The organism is Rhizobium sp. RM, assembly GCF_013390595.1.
Classification (GTDB): Bacteria; Pseudomonadota; Alphaproteobacteria; order Rhizobiales; family Rhizobiaceae; genus Agrobacterium.
Genome location: NZ_JACAWV010000023.1, coordinates 300903 through 318448 on the forward strand (window position 1 = coordinate 300903; position 17546 = coordinate 318448).

14 protein-coding genes are annotated in these 17546 nt (G+C 56.7%); 2 read left to right on the forward strand and 12 right to left on the reverse strand.

Going from position 1 to position 17546, the window contains the following annotated elements; all coding sequences use genetic code 11:
* Window positions 1-6 precede the first annotated feature (6 nt).
* Both HWX89_RS24035 and HWX89_RS24040 read right to left on the reverse strand, forming a co-directional pair.
* The gene (locus HWX89_RS24035; RefSeq protein WP_138792829.1) at window positions 7-1548 is read right to left on the reverse strand and encodes a sugar ABC transporter ATP-binding protein; all 1542 of its coding nucleotides are present in this window, start codon (window positions 1546-1548) and stop codon (window positions 7-9) included.
* A 73-nt stretch (window positions 1549-1621) separates the two neighbouring features.
* Complete coding sequence (locus HWX89_RS24040) at window positions 1622-2551, reverse strand: sugar ABC transporter substrate-binding protein (protein ID WP_138792830.1); 930 nt, start codon at window positions 2549-2551, stop codon at window positions 1622-1624.
* 347 nt (window positions 2552-2898) lie between these two features.
* On the opposite strand from HWX89_RS24040, the gene recQ reads away from it, so the two are divergent.
* Window positions 2899-4770, forward strand: coding sequence for a DNA helicase RecQ (gene recQ, locus HWX89_RS24045; protein WP_138792831.1), 1872 nt, complete (start codon window positions 2899-2901; stop codon window positions 4768-4770).
* Between the two features lie 112 nt (window positions 4771-4882).
* Entirely contained in the window at window positions 4883-5113 is a 231-nt protein-coding gene (rpsU, locus tag HWX89_RS24050; protein WP_138792832.1) for a 30S ribosomal protein S21, read from the forward strand.
* Window positions 5114-5206: 93 nt separating this feature from the next.
* Here rpsU and HWX89_RS24055 read toward each other — a convergent pair whose 3' ends face one another.
* The 10 genes from HWX89_RS24055 to HWX89_RS24100 all read right to left on the reverse strand — a co-directional run bounded on the left by HWX89_RS24055 (window position 5207) and on the right by HWX89_RS24100 (window position 17439).
* Window positions 5207-6649, reverse strand: a complete 1443-nt coding sequence (locus HWX89_RS24055) for a M20 family metallopeptidase (protein ID WP_138792833.1) — start codon at window positions 6647-6649, stop codon at window positions 5207-5209.
* A 119-nt stretch (window positions 6650-6768) separates the two neighbouring features.
* Entirely contained in the window at window positions 6769-8313 is a 1545-nt protein-coding gene (locus HWX89_RS24060; protein WP_138792834.1) for an ABC transporter substrate-binding protein, read from the reverse strand.
* Window positions 8314-8343: 30 nt separating this feature from the next.
* Entirely contained in the window at window positions 8344-9186 is an 843-nt protein-coding gene (locus tag HWX89_RS24065) for a serine hydrolase (RefSeq protein ID WP_178340914.1), read from the reverse strand.
* 13 nt (window positions 9187-9199) lie between these two features.
* On the reverse strand, window positions 9200-10834 hold the full coding sequence (locus HWX89_RS24070) for a dipeptide ABC transporter ATP-binding protein (RefSeq protein WP_138792835.1): 1635 nt from the start codon (window positions 10832-10834) through the stop codon (window positions 9200-9202).
* The gene (locus tag HWX89_RS24075) at window positions 10831-11649 is read right to left on the reverse strand and encodes an ABC transporter permease (RefSeq protein WP_138792836.1); all 819 of its coding nucleotides are present in this window, start codon (window positions 11647-11649) and stop codon (window positions 10831-10833) included. The genes HWX89_RS24070 and HWX89_RS24075 overlap by 4 nt, the downstream gene beginning before the upstream one ends.
* Complete coding sequence (locus HWX89_RS24080; protein WP_138792837.1) at window positions 11646-12590, reverse strand: ABC transporter permease; 945 nt, start codon at window positions 12588-12590, stop codon at window positions 11646-11648. The genes HWX89_RS24075 and HWX89_RS24080 overlap by 4 nt, the downstream gene beginning before the upstream one ends.
* Before the next feature lie 181 nt (window positions 12591-12771).
* Entirely contained in the window at window positions 12772-13677 is a 906-nt protein-coding gene (locus HWX89_RS24085; RefSeq protein WP_138792838.1) for a LysR family transcriptional regulator, read from the reverse strand.
* Window positions 13678-13849: 172 nt separating this feature from the next.
* The gene (locus HWX89_RS24090; RefSeq protein WP_138792839.1) at window positions 13850-14794 is read right to left on the reverse strand and encodes an isoaspartyl peptidase/L-asparaginase family protein; all 945 of its coding nucleotides are present in this window, start codon (window positions 14792-14794) and stop codon (window positions 13850-13852) included.
* Between the two features lie 33 nt (window positions 14795-14827).
* Entirely contained in the window at window positions 14828-16366 is a 1539-nt protein-coding gene (locus HWX89_RS24095) for a hydantoinase/oxoprolinase N-terminal domain-containing protein (RefSeq protein ID WP_138792840.1), read from the reverse strand.
* The gene (locus tag HWX89_RS24100; protein ID WP_138792841.1) at window positions 16363-17439 is read right to left on the reverse strand and encodes an S-methyl thiohydantoin desulfurase family protein; all 1077 of its coding nucleotides are present in this window, start codon (window positions 17437-17439) and stop codon (window positions 16363-16365) included. The genes HWX89_RS24095 and HWX89_RS24100 overlap by 4 nt, the downstream gene beginning before the upstream one ends.
* Between the last annotated feature and the right edge of the window lie 107 nt (window positions 17440-17546).

Below are 17546 nucleotides of genomic sequence, written 5' to 3' on the forward strand. Positions count from 1 at the left end.
CCCGCCTTAACGCGATGCAAGATCCATAACCTTGACCTGCGTGGCTTCGCTTCTTTCGAGAAACCCTGTAACCCGGCCTTCATGCATGACCATGATGCGGTCACTCATGCCCAGAACTTCAGGCATTTCCGACGAGATCATGATCACCGCGACACCGCGACGGGCCATTTCGCACACCAGCTTGTGAATTTCCGCTTTGGCACCGACATCGATCCCGCGTGTTGGCTCATCGAGGATCAGGATGCGCGGATTGGTCAACATCCAGCGACCGATAAGCACCTTCTGCTGATTGCCGCCCGACAGATTTTCGATCCGCTCCTGCAAATTGGGGGTTTTAACGCGCAATTTGCGGCACATATCCTCGCAGGCGTCGGAAAGCCCTTTTTCCTGCACAAATCCGTTGCTGACGAATTTGTCCTGCAGAACAGCGATCTGCATGTTTTCGAGTATGTCGAGGATCAGAAGGCAGCCAGTGTCCTTGCGGTCCTCCGTCAAAAACGCCATGCGGTTGCGAATTGCCTCCGTCGGGCTTGTGATCGCCACGGGCTTTCCATCGATCTCAACCTTGCCGGATGAGGCAGGCGTAACACCAAAAACGGTCTCCGCCACGTTCGAGCGGCCAGAGCCGACCAGGCCTGCAACACCGAGAATTTCGCCGGCCCGGACGTCGAAGGAAACATCCTGGAACACGCCGTCCAGGCTGAGGTTCTTTACAGACAGCACGACCTCACCGATCGGCACGTCTTCCTTCGGGAACATTTGCGTTATCTCGCGCCCGACCATCATGCGGATGATGTCATCACGGGTAACGTCGGTCGACGCATGCGTCCCAATGTATTTGCCATCGCGAAAAACCGAAAATTCATCGGCAATCTCGAACAGCTCGTTCATCTTATGGGTTATGTAGACGATGCCTATGCCACGTTCGCGCAGGTCACGGATGATCCGGAACAGATGTTCCACTTCGCGCTCTGTCAGAGCCGAGGTCGGTTCATCCATGATGAGAACATCGGAATCGTAGGAGACGGCCTTGGCAATTTCCACCATCTGGCGGCTGGCGACAGAGAGCTCCTTAACCGGAGTTTCTGGATCGATATCGATCCCCAACCGCTCCAGAAGGGCCTCCGTGCGGCGATACATTTCACCGTGATCGATGAAGCCGAGGCGGTTCTTCGGTTCGCGGCGAATCCAGATGTTCTCCGCAACTGTCATATAGGCCATCAGGTTAAGTTCCTGATGGATCATGGCGATGCCGTTCTCGAGCGCGTCGAGTGGGGAATCCAGCCGGATCGGAGCACCTTTCAGGCGGATTTCACCTTCATCGGGCTGATAAATACCGGAGAGAATTTTCATCAGCGTGGACTTGCCCGCGCCGTTTTCTCCCATCAGCGCGTGGACACTTCCTCGTTTGAGACGGAACGACACATCATCGAGCGCAATCACGCCCGGAAACTCTTTTCGGACACCTTCCGCCGCAAGAAGAAATTCGGCATTCGGTATGGCACCGCTGGCGCGCACAGCGGCCATCGTAGACGGACTGACGACCATCTCATCCTCCACAAGACAAGGAATTTATCAGAGGAAGGGGAAACGATTAACGACCCCTTCCTCCCGGGAGGTTTTAGTTCTTAGCCACGTAGTCCTTGACGTTTTCAGGCGTCACGAGCTGGAAAGGAATATAGACCTTCTTTTCCACCTTATCGCCCTTGGCAAGTTTGAGGGCGGCATCAAGAGCGCCCTTGCCCTGCCCGGCTGCGTCCTGGAAAACCGAGACGTCAAGGTCACCGGCCTGCATGGCGGCGAGAGCATCCTGGGTCGCATCCACGCCGGCAACGACATAATCCTTCATGTCCTTGCCCGCAGCCTTGAGGGCCTGAATGGCCCCAATCGCCATTTCATCGTTATTGGCGATCACAGCATTGAATTCGATGCCGCTGGAGAGCCAGTTCGTCACAAGGTCCGCACCCTGTGTGCGCTGCCAGTTTGCTGTTTGCTCCTCGACGATCTCGATGCCCTTGCATTCATCGGTCTTCACAACGTCATGCACGGCCTGCGTACGCATGCGCGCACCCTGGTTGGAAAGCTCGCCCATCATGACGACAGCTTTGCCTTTCCCACCAAGAAGGCGGCAAACTTCCTTTGTTTCCAGCGTTCCGGCAACAACCTCTTCGGAGGCGACGAAAGCCTGTCCGTCAGGAAGGCTGTCAACATTCACTGGCTGGCGGTTGACATAGACGAGCGGAATTTTGGCTTCAGCTGCCAGCTTCGACATGGCAGCGGTCGCATCAGTGTCGACGGGATTGACGATGATTGCATCGACTTTCGACGCAATGAAGTTCTGGATCTGGCTCTGCTGCTTGGCCACGTCGTTCTGTGCATCCTCCACCTGCAAGGTCACGCCGTTCATTCCCTTCGCATAGTCCTGCATGCCGTTGCGCAGAACCGTCAGGAAGTTGTCGTCGAACAGAGCCATCGAAACACCAACGGTTTCGGCATGCGCCGCGGTACCGAGCAGCAACGACATAGCCGCGCTGATAATAAGCTTTCTCATTGTGGTTTTCTCCTCCTCAGTGTCCGGCGCCACCTCTCCCAGCCGGAAGCGAACTCGAGTTCGCCGCTCCTCCTCACATCAAAAAACGGAATAATGAAACCGATTTAACTGATGTACGGTATATTTATTCTATTTTTAGACCAAACGTCAATCTTTTCTTGGTGAGTATACGGTCACGTTTTGTTGGGGCTCCGCTCATGGCGACCACCTGATCGCAAGGGCGCCGTAGCACTGGTGTCGCCACACCGCGCACACGCTCCTTTCGACCCACCGATCGAGAGAACGAATCGTGATAGACAATGAAAAATGCATCCCCACCCGAACACGACCGACGGCAAGATCTGAACATGCCCGCATCAATATACCAGTCCGCCACACAAGCGCTTTTCGACCGCAACGCGATAGAAAAACCCCTCGACGCACTCAGGCGTATCTGGGGCTACCAGGATTTTCGCGGCAAGCAGGAAGACGTCATCGCGCATATCATGAGTGGCAATGATGCCATGGTCCTTTTCCCGACCGGCAAGGGCAAATCCCTCTGCTTCCAGCTTCCCGCCGTATGCCTTCCCGGCGTCACGGTTGTGATCTCTCCCCTGATCGCCTTGATGAAAGACCAGGTGGAAGAATTGAAGGCTCTGGGCGTTGAGGCAGATTGTCTCTGGTCCCAGCAATCGGAAGAGGAAGCGCGCGAAGTCAGAGCCAAGCTTCGGGCCGGAAAACTGAAGCTCATCTACGTGACGCCTGAACGGGTGGTGCTACCGGGCTTCGCAGACCTGTTTGGTAACGTCGCAATTTCACTGATTGCCATTGATGAATGCCACTGTGTCAGCAGTTGGGGACACAATTTCCGCAAGGATTACCTCGGGCTTGGAAGGCTGAAGGAGCTGTATCCCGGCGTGCCTCGCATCGCCCTGACGGCAACAGCCGATCCACATACCCGCGATGACATTATACGTCAGCTCGATCTCGATGACGCGACCATTTTCGTCGACAGCTTCGACCGCCCCAATATCAGCTATCACATCGCAGAGCGGGACAATGCCCGCACACAGCTTCTAAGGTTCCTTCAGCGCCATGAAGGGTCGAGCGGCATCGTCTACTGCCTGTCACGCCGCAAAGTCGAAGAGACAGCCTCATGGCTGAATGACCACGGCATCAAGGCGCGTGCCTATCACGCAGGAATGGACCCGCAGGTCAAAGCCGATAATCAAGATGCCTTCCGTATGGAAGAAGACCTTTGCCTGGTTGCCACTGTTGCGTTCGGGATGGGTATCAACAAACCCAACGTCCGTTATGTCGCGCATCTTGAACTGCCTTCATCTGTCGAAGGCTATTATCAGGAAACAGGGCGCGCCGGCCGTGACGGGCTGCCATCGGAAGCCTTCATGATCTATGGCATGCACGACATCGTCCAGCGCCAGAGGATGATCGATGAAGGCGAAGCTACAGACGACATAAAACGTATCGAGAGGGCAAAGCTCAGCTCACTTCTCGGTATCTGTGAAACAGCTGGATGCCGGAGAAAGGCTATCCTCTCCCATTTTGGGGAGGCGGCCCCTGCCCGCTGCGGAAATTGCGACACCTGCAATAGCCCGGTCGAGACCTGGGATGGCAGCGAAGCCTCCATCAAGGCACTCGCGGCTGTCTATCGGACCGGAGAACGGTTCGGTACAGGCCACGTCATCGATGTTCTTCTCGGCAAGGTCACTGAACGAACCACGAAATTCGGCCATGACAAACTGGCTGTCTTTGGGGTTGGCAAGGAGTTGACCGTCCACGCTTGGCAGTCGGTATTCCGGCAACTTCTTGCTCTCGGCTATATTCGCGTAGCCCATGACGAGTTCGGAGCCTTGAAACTCGAACCATCGGCGCACGCAGTGTTCAAGAAAGAAGTCGCCGTTATCCTGCGCAGAGACACGATTGACGCCGTACGAAAGCGTGAGCGCGGCAAACCGGCGGCCTCTGCAGCAAGGACAGGTATGAGTGAAAACGACGAATCGCTCTTCCAGGCATTGAGAGCCGAACGGATGGCGATCTCGAAATCACTCGGTGTTGCGCCGTATGTGGTCTTTCCAGACACAACTCTGATCGCTTTTGCGACCACTCGCCCAAGATCTGAAAGGGAAATGCTCGCAATTTCAGGGGTTGGAGCCACCAAATACGAAAGATATGGCGAGCAATTCATGGCGGTTATTGACGAGCACGAAGCAGATCGATAAAGAGAGGCACAATTCATCCGAAAAGAGTCCATTTGGCGCGAAGGCGCTCTTGGATTTTGCGTCAAAATGAGTATGGTGGCGCACCATTTAGATTCGACCTCAAGAGGGGCATATGCAGGTTTTAGTTCGCGATAACAATGTTGACCAGGCGCTGCGCGTTCTCAAGAAGAAGCTTCAGCGTGAAGGCATTTTCCGCGAGATGCGTCTTCGTGAAGCTTTTGAAAAGCCTTCCATCAAGAAGGCTCGCGAAAAGGCAGAGGCTGTCAGCCGTCAGAGAAAGTTGGCACGCAAGCAGTTGCAGCGTGAAGGCCTTCTTCCTTCGAAGCCTAAGAAGGCTCGTTAATATCGGCGCTCCTATGGGAGTGTAAAGCAAAACAATAACGGCGCTGGAATGTTCATTCCAGCGCCGTTTTTCTGTTGGCGTAGTTCCCGCCTCTTATTGATGTGCACCCGGCATGACATCGTCTGGAATCGGGCAAACATAGGCTTTGCCGCCGGTCTTCTCACGCCACTCCATCTTAACGTTCTCAAGCAGCTTAGGTGACGTCATCAAAGACAATCCAGTTGCCGCCAAGGTTTTGGCTGCATGGGCCATCGCCTTATGGGCTGCAGCGCTCTTGCCCTGCGCAACCACTTGCCACGTGTGCGGATTGGTCCCTATCGCCCATGCCGGTGTCCAGCACTGAGCAGTCGGCGTTACCCAGCTCACATCGCCGACATCCGTCGATCCGGCGCGGAAATGAGAGTGGCCTTCAAACTCCCGCAATCCCCTATGTAGGGGTGTCGACCCATCCAACTTGTCGTTCAGGAACACATCGCCGCTGATATGATAGAGCTTCACACTACTCTTGATGGCTTCTTCCGAAAACGTCGACTGGATCGACTTCGCAAACGCGATGTCTGCTTCATCGAATGCAATCGGTCCCAAGGCGACCATGTTGGCATGCATAGCGCTCTCGAGCGTTAAGTTGGGTAGAAGATTTGTCGAGGCCGTGTCGAAGACGATTTCAACGTCCGTTTCCGTCATCATAGCCGCACCGCGCGCGACCTTGTCGACCCGTTGCGCGAGAGCCAGCGCCTGCGACATCTCGGGCGCCCGAACGAGATAAAGAACCTCCGCCTTTGCCTGAACGACGTTAGCCGCCTTGCCGCCCGTGTCAGTGATCGCATAATGCACGCGGCAATCCTGCGGCATATGCTCGCGTAGAAAATTGACGCCGACATTCATCAACTCCACGGCATCCAGCGCCGAGCGCCCGAGATGTGCAGCATTCGATGCGTGGGCGGCGACACCCTTGAAGCGGTAGTAGTACTCAAGAACCGCGAGGTTGTTGGTGGAGCGGACACCGTTGAAGGGCGCCGGATGCCACGTAAGCGCGGCATCGACATCATCGAATAGCCCTGCCCTGACCATGAAGGTTTTACCCGAGCCGCCCTCTTCTCCTGGGCAGCCGTAATACCGGATAGTGCCGGTCAAACCATTCTCCTTCAGGTGCTTGGAAAGCGCAATCGCCGCCATCAACGATCCGACCCCGAGAAGATTGTGGCCGCAGCCATGCCCGGTATCGCCAGAGCGTTCGGATAAAGGTTCAGCAACATTCGCCGTCTGGTTCATACCTGCCAGCGCATCGAACTCGCCAAGAAGCGCAATCACCGGCTTTCCAGAGCCAAACTCACCGATGAATGCCGTATCCATACCGGCAACACCTCGACGGACGGCAAAACCGTTTTGCTCGAGCGTGTTTGACAGCATGGCAGAGGAGCGTGTCTCTTCGAATTTCAGTTCCGCGTAATCCCAGATGCTGTCGCTGATACGCGCAAAATCCGGCTTCATTTTTTCGATCGCCGCCGCAATCGACATAACGGCATCTTGGTCCATGGCTTGTCCTCGCATTTCACTTGCCCGAAATCGGGCGCAAAAAATCCCCCGGCGGCAAGACCGCCGGAATCCTGTTCGTAAAAGATGAAAAGTCCGCGTCAGGTGTCTGGACGGAAGGGTTAGTTCTCGACCGACACTTCCCAGAGGCGGGCATTGGATTGCCACACAGGCTGGCCCTTCAACTTTTTGGTGGCTCCCCAGACATCGACCATGTCGTAGAGGAAGATGCCGGGCATTTCCTTCAGCATCAGTTCGTGGAACTCGTCGAAAATCTTGCCGCGCTTGGCCGGATCGGCCTCCAGATAGGCGGCATTCATCAGTTCGACTGCTTTCGGATCATCCCACATCAAAGATGCGTTCTTGTCCTTGTTGCCGACGTAGAAGGAATACATGAGCGCAGGATCAAGGCGCGGAGCGACAGACTGCGAGATCACCTGATAGTTGCCCGAACGGCGGCGATCGACCTGTGTTGCATAATCGAGCACTTCGATCTGAACGTTGAGCCCGACCTGTTGCATCATGGCCTGCGCCATGACGGCGGCCGGGAAGCTTGGAACGTTGCCGCGCTTGTTGGCGATGATGGAAATCGGCTCGCCCTTGTAACCGGCAACTTCAAGTTCCTTTTTGGCGGCTTCAGGATCGTAAGGCAGCCGCTTCTTCTGGGTATCGTCAAAGTAGACGGAATCCTGCGAAACCATCGAGCCGTTGGCTTCACCTGTTCCGTTCGAGGCCGCCGCCGCCAGTTCATCGAGATCGAGTGCCATGGCCATCGCTCGACGCACGCCCGGGTTGCTCAGGACCTTGTCGCGGGTCTGAATATAAAAGAGGTTCTTGCCGTTGTTGCGCGAAACTATGAGCTGGGTCTTGTCGTTCGACTGAAACTCCGGGATCAAGTCAGGTGAAATTTCGGCTGTGTCGAGAACACCCGATTCCAGACCGGCCTTGACCGTCGAGGCATCCGGAATGACCATGAACTTGATGCCATCCGCCAGCGGACGTTTGGAACCGACCATGCCGTCGGGTTTTCCATCGTTTTCAGGCGACACATACTCGGCGAATTTCGCCAGGCGGATATATTCCCCCTTCTTCCATTCGTCCCACTGGAACGGTCCGGTCCCGATGGGTTTGATGAAGCTGCCGTCTGCACCAACCGATTCAGGCGAAATGATGCCGGTATAACCGCACTCAGGGCGCGACATCAGACCAAGGAAAACCGCAGAGGGTTTTTCCAGCGTGATTTCAACCGTTCCCACGTCAACCGCCTTGACGCCAGTCACATGGGCTGCGCCCCCCTCGGCAAAATCGTTACGGCACGTCCACTTTGTTTCAGGCTTCAGGTAGCGCGTCCAGTTCCAGACGACATCATCCGCACTCAGGGCCTTCCCGTTGTGGAATTTTACGTCGGTCCTGAGCTTGAAGGTGTAGGTCAGGCCATCAGCCGACGTTTCAAAGCTTTTGGCGAGAAGCGGCTTGACCTCTCCACTGTTGGTATAGCCCACCAGGCCCTCGACGATATGGAGGATGACGCCATCGGTGTTGCCGTCGCGGTTAACGCCGGGATTGTTGCTACGCAGATCAGAACTCTGCGCAATTGTGATGTCGCGCGCCACAGCAATATTGGTGGTCACAAGCAGGGCGACCCCTGCCAAAAGAAGTTTTTTCAATGTTCTACCCTCTTTTTCTGTTGTTGGTTTTCAAGATTGAAATCCGGACCAGCAAACCTGCGAGAGCTTGCCGATAGTTTCGAGTGCCATGGTGTAACCCGGCGTTCCATCCGCCATCGTCTGGGGGACGTCGTCGGTGTAGGTGGTGATGATGAAGAACGGTGCGCCGTTTTTATAAACGATGCCGGCGTCCATCCTTCCTCGCTTGCCGCGACCGCTCTTGCTGGCAACGACTGCCTCAAACGGCAGGCGGGATCGAATCCCGTACCGCAGCACCTGATTTTTCAGTGTCTGTAGAGCCCATGCACAAGCCTCGGCGCTGCAGCCTAGTTTCTCCTGTGCCAGCTTTGAAGATTGGGCATCGAGAATGGTCTGCAGCAGAAGAACCTGGTCTGCGGCCGATGTGGTTGTGACGGTTTTCAGCGGATGATCAGCGGCAAGTGCCAATGGCGGGATCAGGAAACGATGGTGTGTGTTGGCCATGCCAAGCGACTTGCAATAGCCATCCACTTCCTCGAGCGTCAGCCGTTCGAGGACCATCTTCGTGCAGACGTTATCGCTTAGAACCATCATGCCTGTGACGGCATCACGCAACGAAATCACGATACCGGGTGTCATGTAGCGGAACATGCCGCTTGCAACTTCTTCCGCCAATCTCTTTTCGTAGGTGACGGGCTGATCGAGGTCGATCCGTCCTTCGGTAGCGGCTTTCAGAACCGCCATCATGATCGAAGTCTTGCGGGTGCTTCCGGACGGTGTTTCCACGTTTTCCCCTCGTCCAATCTCCTCACCCGTGAGGAGGTTGCGAACCATAAAACGTGTTACGAATGGCTGTTCATCACAGATCGCATTCAATTGAGCGGCCACGGTCATCGTCATTTCCCTGTCAAGCTTCATCTTCAAGACGCCATTTGAGTGTCACGCCGCCCTTTTCGTTCTGATCAAGGGCGGGAATGGCCGAGAGGAGCCGGCGCGTATAGGCCTCCTTCGGGCTGTCGAAAATCGTATCGCGATCCCCTTCCTCGATGATGCGACCGTCCTGCATAACGACGACCCGATCAGCGACCTGTTCGACGACACCAAGGTCGTGGCTAATGAACAGGCAGGAAAATCCGTAGCGTTTCTGGAGATCGGAGAAGAGGTCGAGCACCTGGGCGCGAACGGTCACATCAAGGGCAGAGACCGGTTCATCGGCGATCAGGAAGCGGGGGCGGCGTGCCACTGCGCGGGCAATCGCCACACGTTGACGCTGACCGCCGGAAAGTTCATGCGGATAACGGTTGGCATAGTCGGCCCCTAGCCCCACTTCCTCCAGCGTTTCCAGCGCCCTTTTGCGTTTTGCTGCGCTGTCGAGTCCTGGAACCTGGCGTAAAGCCTGCTCCACGAGCGCCAGAATGGTCATACGTGGATCGAGCGACGAGTAAGGATCCTGGAAGACCATCTGGCAATTGAGCCGGTAGTCCGACCAGTTTTCATTGCGCGCCTTGCCCTGGAACCGGATCTGGCCTTCGCTTTCACTGACCAGACCGGCAATGGTACGCCCGAGCGTTGTCTTGCCTGAACCAGAGCCGCCAACGAGGGCAACGACCTCACCTGCATGAATATCGATGCTGACACCATGCAGAGCACGCTTAGCCTTTGCCTTCTTCAACAGCGATTTCCGGCCAGCATAATCAACGACAATATCTCGAGCGGACACCATCGGCGTCTGCGACCTGTCGACAGAGCGCAATTCGCCTCGGAAGGGTAGCGAAGATAGAAGCTTTTTCGTGTACGGGTGCTGTGGCGCTTCCAGGAGGTCCTCGGTTCGCCCTTCCTCGACGATAGCGCCCTTTTCCATGACGACGATGCGACTGGTGTAGCGTGCGACCATTGGCAGATCGTGGCTGATGAGCAAAACGGCCGTACCTTCCGCTCGCGTCAGTTCGACCATCAGTTCCATGACGTCTCGCTGGATCACAGCGTCGAGTGCCGTCGTCGGCTCATCGGCAATAAGAAGCGCCGGCTTCAGCAGCATGACGGATGCCAACATGATGCGCTGGCGCATGCCGCCAGAAAACTCGTGCGGATAGGACGTCAGCGCGGCTTCCGGATCGCGAATGCCAACCCGTCGCAGCATATCGAGGATAAGGACCTTGCGCTCCTCCGCCGATGCCTTGGTGTGCAGAATGAGGCCTTCCTCAAGCTGCTTGCCAATCAGCATCGACGGATTGAGCGAGGTCATCGGCTCCTGGAAGACAACGCCAATCTCGGCGCCACGCAACCTGCGGAGGTCACCATCTGACAGGGACATGATGTCCTTGCCCTTGTAGGAAATCGATCCACCGGTCGTCCGGACAGCTGGCGGTAAAAGCGAAATCAACGCTCTTGTGGCCAGCGTCTTGCCTGAGCCGCTTTCGCCGACGATGCCGAAGATTTCTCCAGGGGCGATATCGAAGGAGATACCCTTGACGACCTGGTGACCCGTTCTTGCCACTTCGAGCGAAAGATCGCGAACGGTGAGAAGAGTGTTCGTGTTCATTTCAGACCTCTCATGCGCGGGTCAAGTTTGTCGCGAAGGGCATCGCCGAGGAGATTGATGCCAAGCAGCGTGAGGGCGATGCACAGGCCGGGGAAGAGGCCCAACCAGACGGCCTGCTGGATGAACGGACGACCGGCAGCCAGCATATTGCCCCACGTCGGCGCCGGAGGCGGAACCCCAAGGCCAAGGAAGGACAGCGCACTCTCTGAGAGGATTGCCCAGCCGAACATCGAGGTCGCGAGTACGGTGATCGGTGCCACGCAGTTCGGCAGGATATGGCGAAACATCGTGTAGAGTTCGCTGTTGCCCATCACCAGCGACGCCTCGATGAACTCACGTTCCCGTAACGATAAAACGGCGCCACGGACCACGCGGGCCATGGATGGCGTGTAGGCGATGCCGAGCGCAAAGATGATGCCGTATTGGTTGGCACCAAAAACTGCGAGCAATCCGAGCGCGAGCAGGATGCCTGGAAAGGCCAGGAGTGCATTGTTGGCGGCCATGATCACACCATCGACCCAACCGCGGGCATAACCGCTGACAAGACCTATAAGCGTGCCGAAGATGGTGGCAAATGCGACAGTCAGGAAACCGATCCAGACGCTGGCGCGCGCGCCAACCATGAGGCGGCTGAGGACATCACGGCCGAATTCGTCTGTGCCGAGCAGATGGGCACCCCCGGGGCCCGCAAGCCGTGCGGTGAAGCTGAGCTTCATCGGATCGTAAGGGGTCCAGAAGAGGCCGATCACGGCGGTGAGAAGAAGTAGGGCGATCAGGAAGCCACCGATGAGCCCGTTGAAGGTAAACTTTTTCATTCGGCAACAACACGCGGATCAAAGAGGGGATAAAGGAGGTCGACAACAAGGTTGACCAGCACATAGGACAGCGACACGAAAAGCAGGCATCCCTGGATGACGGGATAGTCGCGAGCAAAGATGCTATCGACCATCAATCTGCCGAGACCGGGAATGGTAAAGACTGTCTCGATGACGGCGATACCTCCGAGCAGGTTGCCAAGGATGAGACCGATCATCGTCCACGTCGGACCGAACGCGTTCTTGAAGGCGTGACGCCAAAGTACGGCGCTTTCGGAGAGGCCCTTGGCACGTGCGTGGGTGATGTAGTCGAGCCGCAAGACTTCAAGCGTCGATGCGCGTGCCATTCGGATCAAAACACCCATTTCATGAATGACAAGCGTCATTACCGGCAGAACCAGATAGAGCATGCCACCGACAATGTTGTCGCCGATGGAGACATATCCCAGCACGGGCAGCCAGCCGAGCTTGAGCCCGAACAGCAGCATCAGAAGAAGCCCAAGCCAGAATGTCGGGATGGACAGGAGAACTGTCGCCGTTCCGACAAGTGCGAGGTCGGTAAGGCTATTTTGCCGCCATGCAGCGATAACACCCGCAGGAACCGCGAGCAGACTTGCTAGGAAGACGGCAACAACGACGATTTCCGCGCTGACCATAAACCGGGAAACGACAAGCGGCAGAACCGCCTCGTCATTCACGATCGAACGACCGAAATCGCCTTGCAGTACATTTCCAGCCCAGATGACGAACTGCTGCGGCATGGACCTGTCGAGCCCCAGTTCGGTGCGCATCTGCGCGATCTGTTCCGGTTGCGCCATATCGCCCAGCATGAGGGCGGCGGGATCGCCAGGAATAAAGCGGATAAGCGCAAAGACCGTGATCGAAACGAGTACGATCGTCGGCAACGCCATCAGAAGGCGGCTGAGTATGAATCTAATCATTGGTTCCCCACGATTCGAAGCGGAGACAAAATCTGTCGCCTCTATCGGTTTCATTGTCAAAAACTATGACGGATTGAGATACGCTTCGCAATATTATGCGAAACCGTCATACCCCTATGCGGATTAGACAGGGTAACAGGGCGCCAATAATGACTGAAGAACCGGCGGTAGACTTCTGTTTTCAATCGTCTTTTTGCGAGAGCTGAATTTGCCGTTTTAATGCGTCACTCAGCGCCTGCGCGGCGATCGACAACGGTGCACCGGCCGCACGCGCCAGGCCAAACTCCTGCGTGGCCTGCGGTAGGAATGGTCGCGCGACGACAGGCAGATGCTTGTAGAGGTTTGCATAGAAGCTGCTAATGATCGTAACACCAAGCCCATGGGCTACGTAGGCGCATGCCGAACTGTTCGTATGTGTTTCGATCTTTACCAGCGCTTTGACACCGGCTTTCTTGAAGACCTGATCTAGCGCCATTCTGTTCGGTCTCTGACGACCAATCAGGATGAGTGGGACATTGCGGAGATCTTTTGCGGTAATCGCCTCGAACTCTGCAAGAGGGTGATCACGCCTGACGACGCACACGCTTTTGCCCGTCGCAACCTGTTCCACGTCTATCCCCGGTGCAGTCTCCCCTTCCATTCGCAAAAAACCAATGTCGATGACGCGTTCGTCGACAAGTTTTTGAATTGCGGTGGTCGTCTCAAAAAACGTCTCGATCTTGATACCGGGAAAATCCCTGGCGTAGTCGATCAGCATGGCGGGGGCAAAATTCTCCCACATGCTGCTTGGCAACCCGATGCGCACGGTTTCCGGGCCTGCTGCTCCATTGCGCAGGTCTTCTGCGTGGCCCGACATCCGGTCTATGGCAAGCAGAACATTTTCTGCGTCATTTGCAAGAATTGCCGCTTCCGGGGTCGGGATCAACCGGCCTTTGTCACGGGCAAAAAGGGTGAGCGCGAGGTCTTCTTCAAGCTGCGCAAGTAGGCGGCTCACACCCGATTGGCTAAGCCCCATCGCCTTGGCCGTGGCGATGGTCGACCCGGTTGAGAGAAGGGTTCGCAAGACTTCGAGTTGCTTGAAATTCATGATCCCCGCCCCTTTTGCATGCGAACCGCGCGGCTTCAGCCCTACGGTTATGGCACGTCTGTTCAGCGGCAGACACAATACCGCTGAAAAAACGCTATAGGATACGCCCGTTCCAGTCTCAAGCACCCTCGCCGCGGAGCATACGCACCAAAACCCAATGCGGCTTTGGTTTTCAGAGCGTTATCTCGAAAACCTTGTCGTGCGTCGCAACGAAGGCTTTGCCATCCGGCGCGACCCAGCCACGGAACATGCCGGCCGTATTGTAGGGGGCAGCGACCAGGCCGTCCTTGTCGATCGCAACAAGGCCAGCGCCGATCTTGTGCGGTGCAAGGTCTCCATGCACCAATCCGCCAGCCGCAGTTTCGAGATCCTGGCCGAGATAGGCGACACGGGACGCGATTTCGTGACCGACGACATAGCGGATAAAAAATTCGCCCTTTCCGGTACCCGAAACAGCGCAAACACCGTCGCGTGCATAGGTTCCGGCACCGATCACCGGACTGTCGCCGACACGGCCATCAGGCTTATTCGTGTAACCGCCAGTCGATGTCGCAGCCGCAAGATGTCCTGCCGCATCAAGTGCAACAGCACCCACCGTCCCATGTTTTTCGTTTTCAGTTGCCTCGGTCCCGGCCACTGCGTGAGCTTTCATAGCCTCGAGAGCCTCGAGACGTTTTTTTGTCGTAAAATAGCTTTGCGGCTCGACCGGGAGACCTTTTTCTTCGGCAAAACGATCTGCCGCAGCGCCTGTCAGATAAACGGCTCTTTCGTCCTCCATAAGGACACGGGCTGCCATGACCGGATTGCGGATGGAACGGGCTGCGCTTATGGCACCTGCGGCAAGCGTTGCACCGTCCATGATCGAGGCATCCAACTCGTGAATACCCTTCTCATTCAGCGCCGCACCGTGGCCTGCGTTGAAATGGGGACTGTCTTCCATCACTATAACAGCAGCCTCGACCGCCGCCAGAGCCGTTCCGCCATTTTTAAGGACCGCGTAACCCGCCCTCAGTGCCACGGCAAGATCGTCGCGTGCCTCGGACCACTCCTGTGCCGTCATACTGTCTTCCGGCATCACGCCGCAGCCACCGTGGATCGCCAATGCGATTTTCGTCATTGTTTCACTCCGTTACGGTCAGACCGTCATCCATCATGCGAAAGCGATATCGCCGATGACACGTACGCGCACGCGCCGCGCTCCGCCAGGCAAATAGGCAATCGGGATATCCTCTACCTCAAGTGTCTTGAGGCTGGAACGGTCAGCACCTGACGAAACTGCCGCATCCTGTGCCTCGGTTTCCGCCTTTGCCAGGGCCTCATCCCGGCTCATGCCCGAGAAGACCTGATCGACTTCTCCGGAAACCTGCGCCATGGCAGCACCAAGCGCGTTGGCGACGCCCGCGTTTTCGACACGCAACACTTCAGAGGCGCCTGGAACATCTTCCGGGATAAGAAACGCACCGCCGCCAACAGCAACGAGCGGGACATCCTCGGCAGAGGTCTTCATCTGGTCGAAACTGTCGGCGACCATGTCGCGGATACGCGAGAGCGTCGACTGAACGAAAACAGGATCGAGGTCCTTGACCCGGTCCCTATCGCCCATCTCGATCAGACCGGCAGCAACGGCAATGTCTGAAGTCGTCAGCGTGTTACCACCGAAGACGCGCGCTTCGGTCAGAATTCGATAACCGACCGAGCGGGGGCCGATCTTGCCCGTTTCGGGGTCTACGATCGTGCCGCCGCCAAGCGCGATCGGCAAAAGGTCCGGCATCCGAAACAGGGTTCTGACACCGCCGATATGCACGATGTTGTTTGCCTCTCTCGGGAAACCACCGACAAGGCAGCCGATATCGGATGTTGTTCCACCGACGTCCACCACCATGGCATCCGCGAGACCTGTCAGAAAGGCTGCGCCACGCATCGAGTTCGTCGGGCCGGATGCGAAGCTGTGAACAGGGTTTGCAGCAGCAATATCGGCGAGTGCAACAGTGCCGTCATTCTGTGTGAGGTAAAATGGCGCTGTAACGCCTGCTTCGGACAGGGCATCGGAAAATGCCTGAACGGTCGTCTTGCCGAGCGTCTGCAGGGCCGCGTTGAGAAGCGCCACGTTCTCGCGTTCGAGTAGGCCGATACGGCCCAAGGTGTGAGAAAGGGTGATGCGTGCATCCGGGATGACAGACCGGACGATTTCTGCGGCGCGGATCTCGCATTCCGTCGTCAATGGCGAGAAGGTCGCGGAAATCGCGATCGAGGTAATGCCGGCATCGCGGATCTTCATCGCCGCATCTCGGATTTCGCCAGGGATCATCGGCACCAGCGGGCTACCGTCATATTCATGACCGCCATGCACCATGAAGATCATCGGATCGACGGCGTCGTAGAGATCTTTCGGCCAGTCACACATCGGCGGCAGCGACGCCCCCGTTGGCAGTGCGATGCGAATAGCCGCAACGCGTTCAAGGCGGGCACGTTCGACGACCGCATTGGTGAAGTGTGTGGTGCCGATCATCACGGCATCGATTGGACGGTCAGCCGGGCCAACATAACCCGCAACGTGACCAAGCGCTGCCTTCACACCCGAGAGAACATCCTGCGTCGTCGGAACCTTGATCGACGCGACGATCTTTTCTCCATCAATCAGGACGGCATCCGTATTGGTGCCGCCAACGTCAATACCGATGCGTTTCATGGGAATACCGATCTGAAATCAATGTCATAACCGAAGGCGCGCGGACCGACGGCGGCGATGCCCGCAGGCGTCGTCAAAAGCTCAGGTGCCGGCAGAGCGACAACCGTCACACGCTGACCGTAACGAACGGATTCCGTTCCGATGGCACTGCCAGAGATAGTATCGAGCAGGCACAACAAATCCGGTGTCATGCCAACCGGTTCGCCATCGCGAAATGCCACAGCCCATTCATTCTGAAACGCAAGTTCCATGCGTGAGCCCTTGTCGGCATCGATACCTTCAATGATCGTCTTGCCGCGCAGGAAGCCGCCGGTCGTTTCGCGGGCAACGTCGATCACCTTGCCACGGAACAATTGCTTGCCACCTTCGTGGTCGAGAACCGCTTTTACCGGATCGTCATGACGGGCACGAGCCTCCATCACAGCCCTGCCTAGCGCCGTTGCCTTGGTGACGGTGTAGTGGATGCCCCACTCTTTTACTTCTTTTCCGGTGCGCGGCGCCTTGCAGGTTGCCGCCGTCGATCCAACCTCGGTGCAGACCTTGCGCGATATCCGCTCCATCCATTTCCAGGAAGCAGCACGGGTTACGATGACCTCGTTATCACGTACGTCAACGAGCGATAGCGGGAACATAGGCAAGTTTCCGATGGCAAAAGACGTCATCTGCGCTTCTGGATAGGCACGACCCATTGCATCGGCATTCACCACAGGCCGATCAAGCATGGCGGCAGCGAGGAAAGATGAGAGCGCGTTCGATCCACCGATTTCGACGCTCATGATCGCCCGGAACGGCCGTCCCAGATAATCCTCCATGACCTCGACAGCGCGAGCGAGGTGGGTAGGATCACCCAAACGCTCCTGGCCGACGAGTGGCGCACCCATCTTGGAGACGACCGCAACCATATCATCGTCCTCAAGCGCCATGGGGTCCATGACCTGAACCCGGCGTCCTTCGGCATAGAGGCGACGGAGATTGAGCGTCGAGATGTACGGGTTGCCGCCACCTCCCGTACCCAATATCCACGCACCAGTGGCTAGAGGTTCGATATCGTCTTCGGAAAATTCCTGGAACATGCGTCACCCTGAAGCGTCGCGCATCCAAGGGATGCGACAGCGACGCCCTATCCTTTTTCAGATTGCGCACCGCATTCAGGCGCGTGCGCAGGAACGTTTGGGGGTTG

What these genes read in the sequence shown, in the direction of transcription:
- HWX89_RS24035 (WP_138792829.1), bottom strand. Translation starts at nt 1,548, where the DNA reads ATGGTCGTCAGTCCGTCTACGATGGCCGCTGTGCGCGCCAGCGGTGCC.
- HWX89_RS24040 (WP_138792830.1), bottom strand. Translation starts at nt 2,551, where the DNA reads ATGAGAAAGCTTATTATCAGCGCGGCTATGTCGTTGCTGCTCGGTACC.
- recQ (WP_138792831.1), top strand. Translation starts at nt 2,899, where the DNA reads ATGCCCGCATCAATATACCAGTCCGCCACACAAGCGCTTTTCGACCGC.
- rpsU (WP_138792832.1), top strand. Translation starts at nt 4,883, where the DNA reads ATGCAGGTTTTAGTTCGCGATAACAATGTTGACCAGGCGCTGCGCGTT.
- HWX89_RS24055 (WP_138792833.1), bottom strand. Translation starts at nt 6,649, where the DNA reads ATGGACCAAGATGCCGTTATGTCGATTGCGGCGGCGATCGAAAAAATG.
- HWX89_RS24065 (WP_178340914.1), bottom strand. Translation starts at nt 9,186, where the DNA reads ATGACCGTGGCCGCTCAATTGAATGCGATCTGTGATGAACAGCCATTC.
- HWX89_RS24070 (WP_138792835.1), bottom strand. Translation starts at nt 10,834, where the DNA reads ATGAACACGAACACTCTTCTCACCGTTCGCGATCTTTCGCTCGAAGTG.
- HWX89_RS24075 (WP_138792836.1), bottom strand. Translation starts at nt 11,649, where the DNA reads ATGAAAAAGTTTACCTTCAACGGGCTCATCGGTGGCTTCCTGATCGCC.
- HWX89_RS24080 (WP_138792837.1), bottom strand. Translation starts at nt 12,590, where the DNA reads ATGATTAGATTCATACTCAGCCGCCTTCTGATGGCGTTGCCGACGATC.
- HWX89_RS24085 (WP_138792838.1), bottom strand. Translation starts at nt 13,677, where the DNA reads ATGAATTTCAAGCAACTCGAAGTCTTGCGAACCCTTCTCTCAACCGGG.
- HWX89_RS24090 (WP_138792839.1), bottom strand. Translation starts at nt 14,794, where the DNA reads ATGACGAAAATCGCATTGGCGATCCACGGTGGCTGCGGCGTGATGCCG.
- HWX89_RS24095 (WP_138792840.1), bottom strand. Translation starts at nt 16,366, where the DNA reads ATGAAACGCATCGGTATTGACGTTGGCGGCACCAATACGGATGCCGTC.
- HWX89_RS24100 (WP_138792841.1), bottom strand. Translation starts at nt 17,439, where the DNA reads ATGTTCCAGGAATTTTCCGAAGACGATATCGAACCTCTAGCCACTGGT.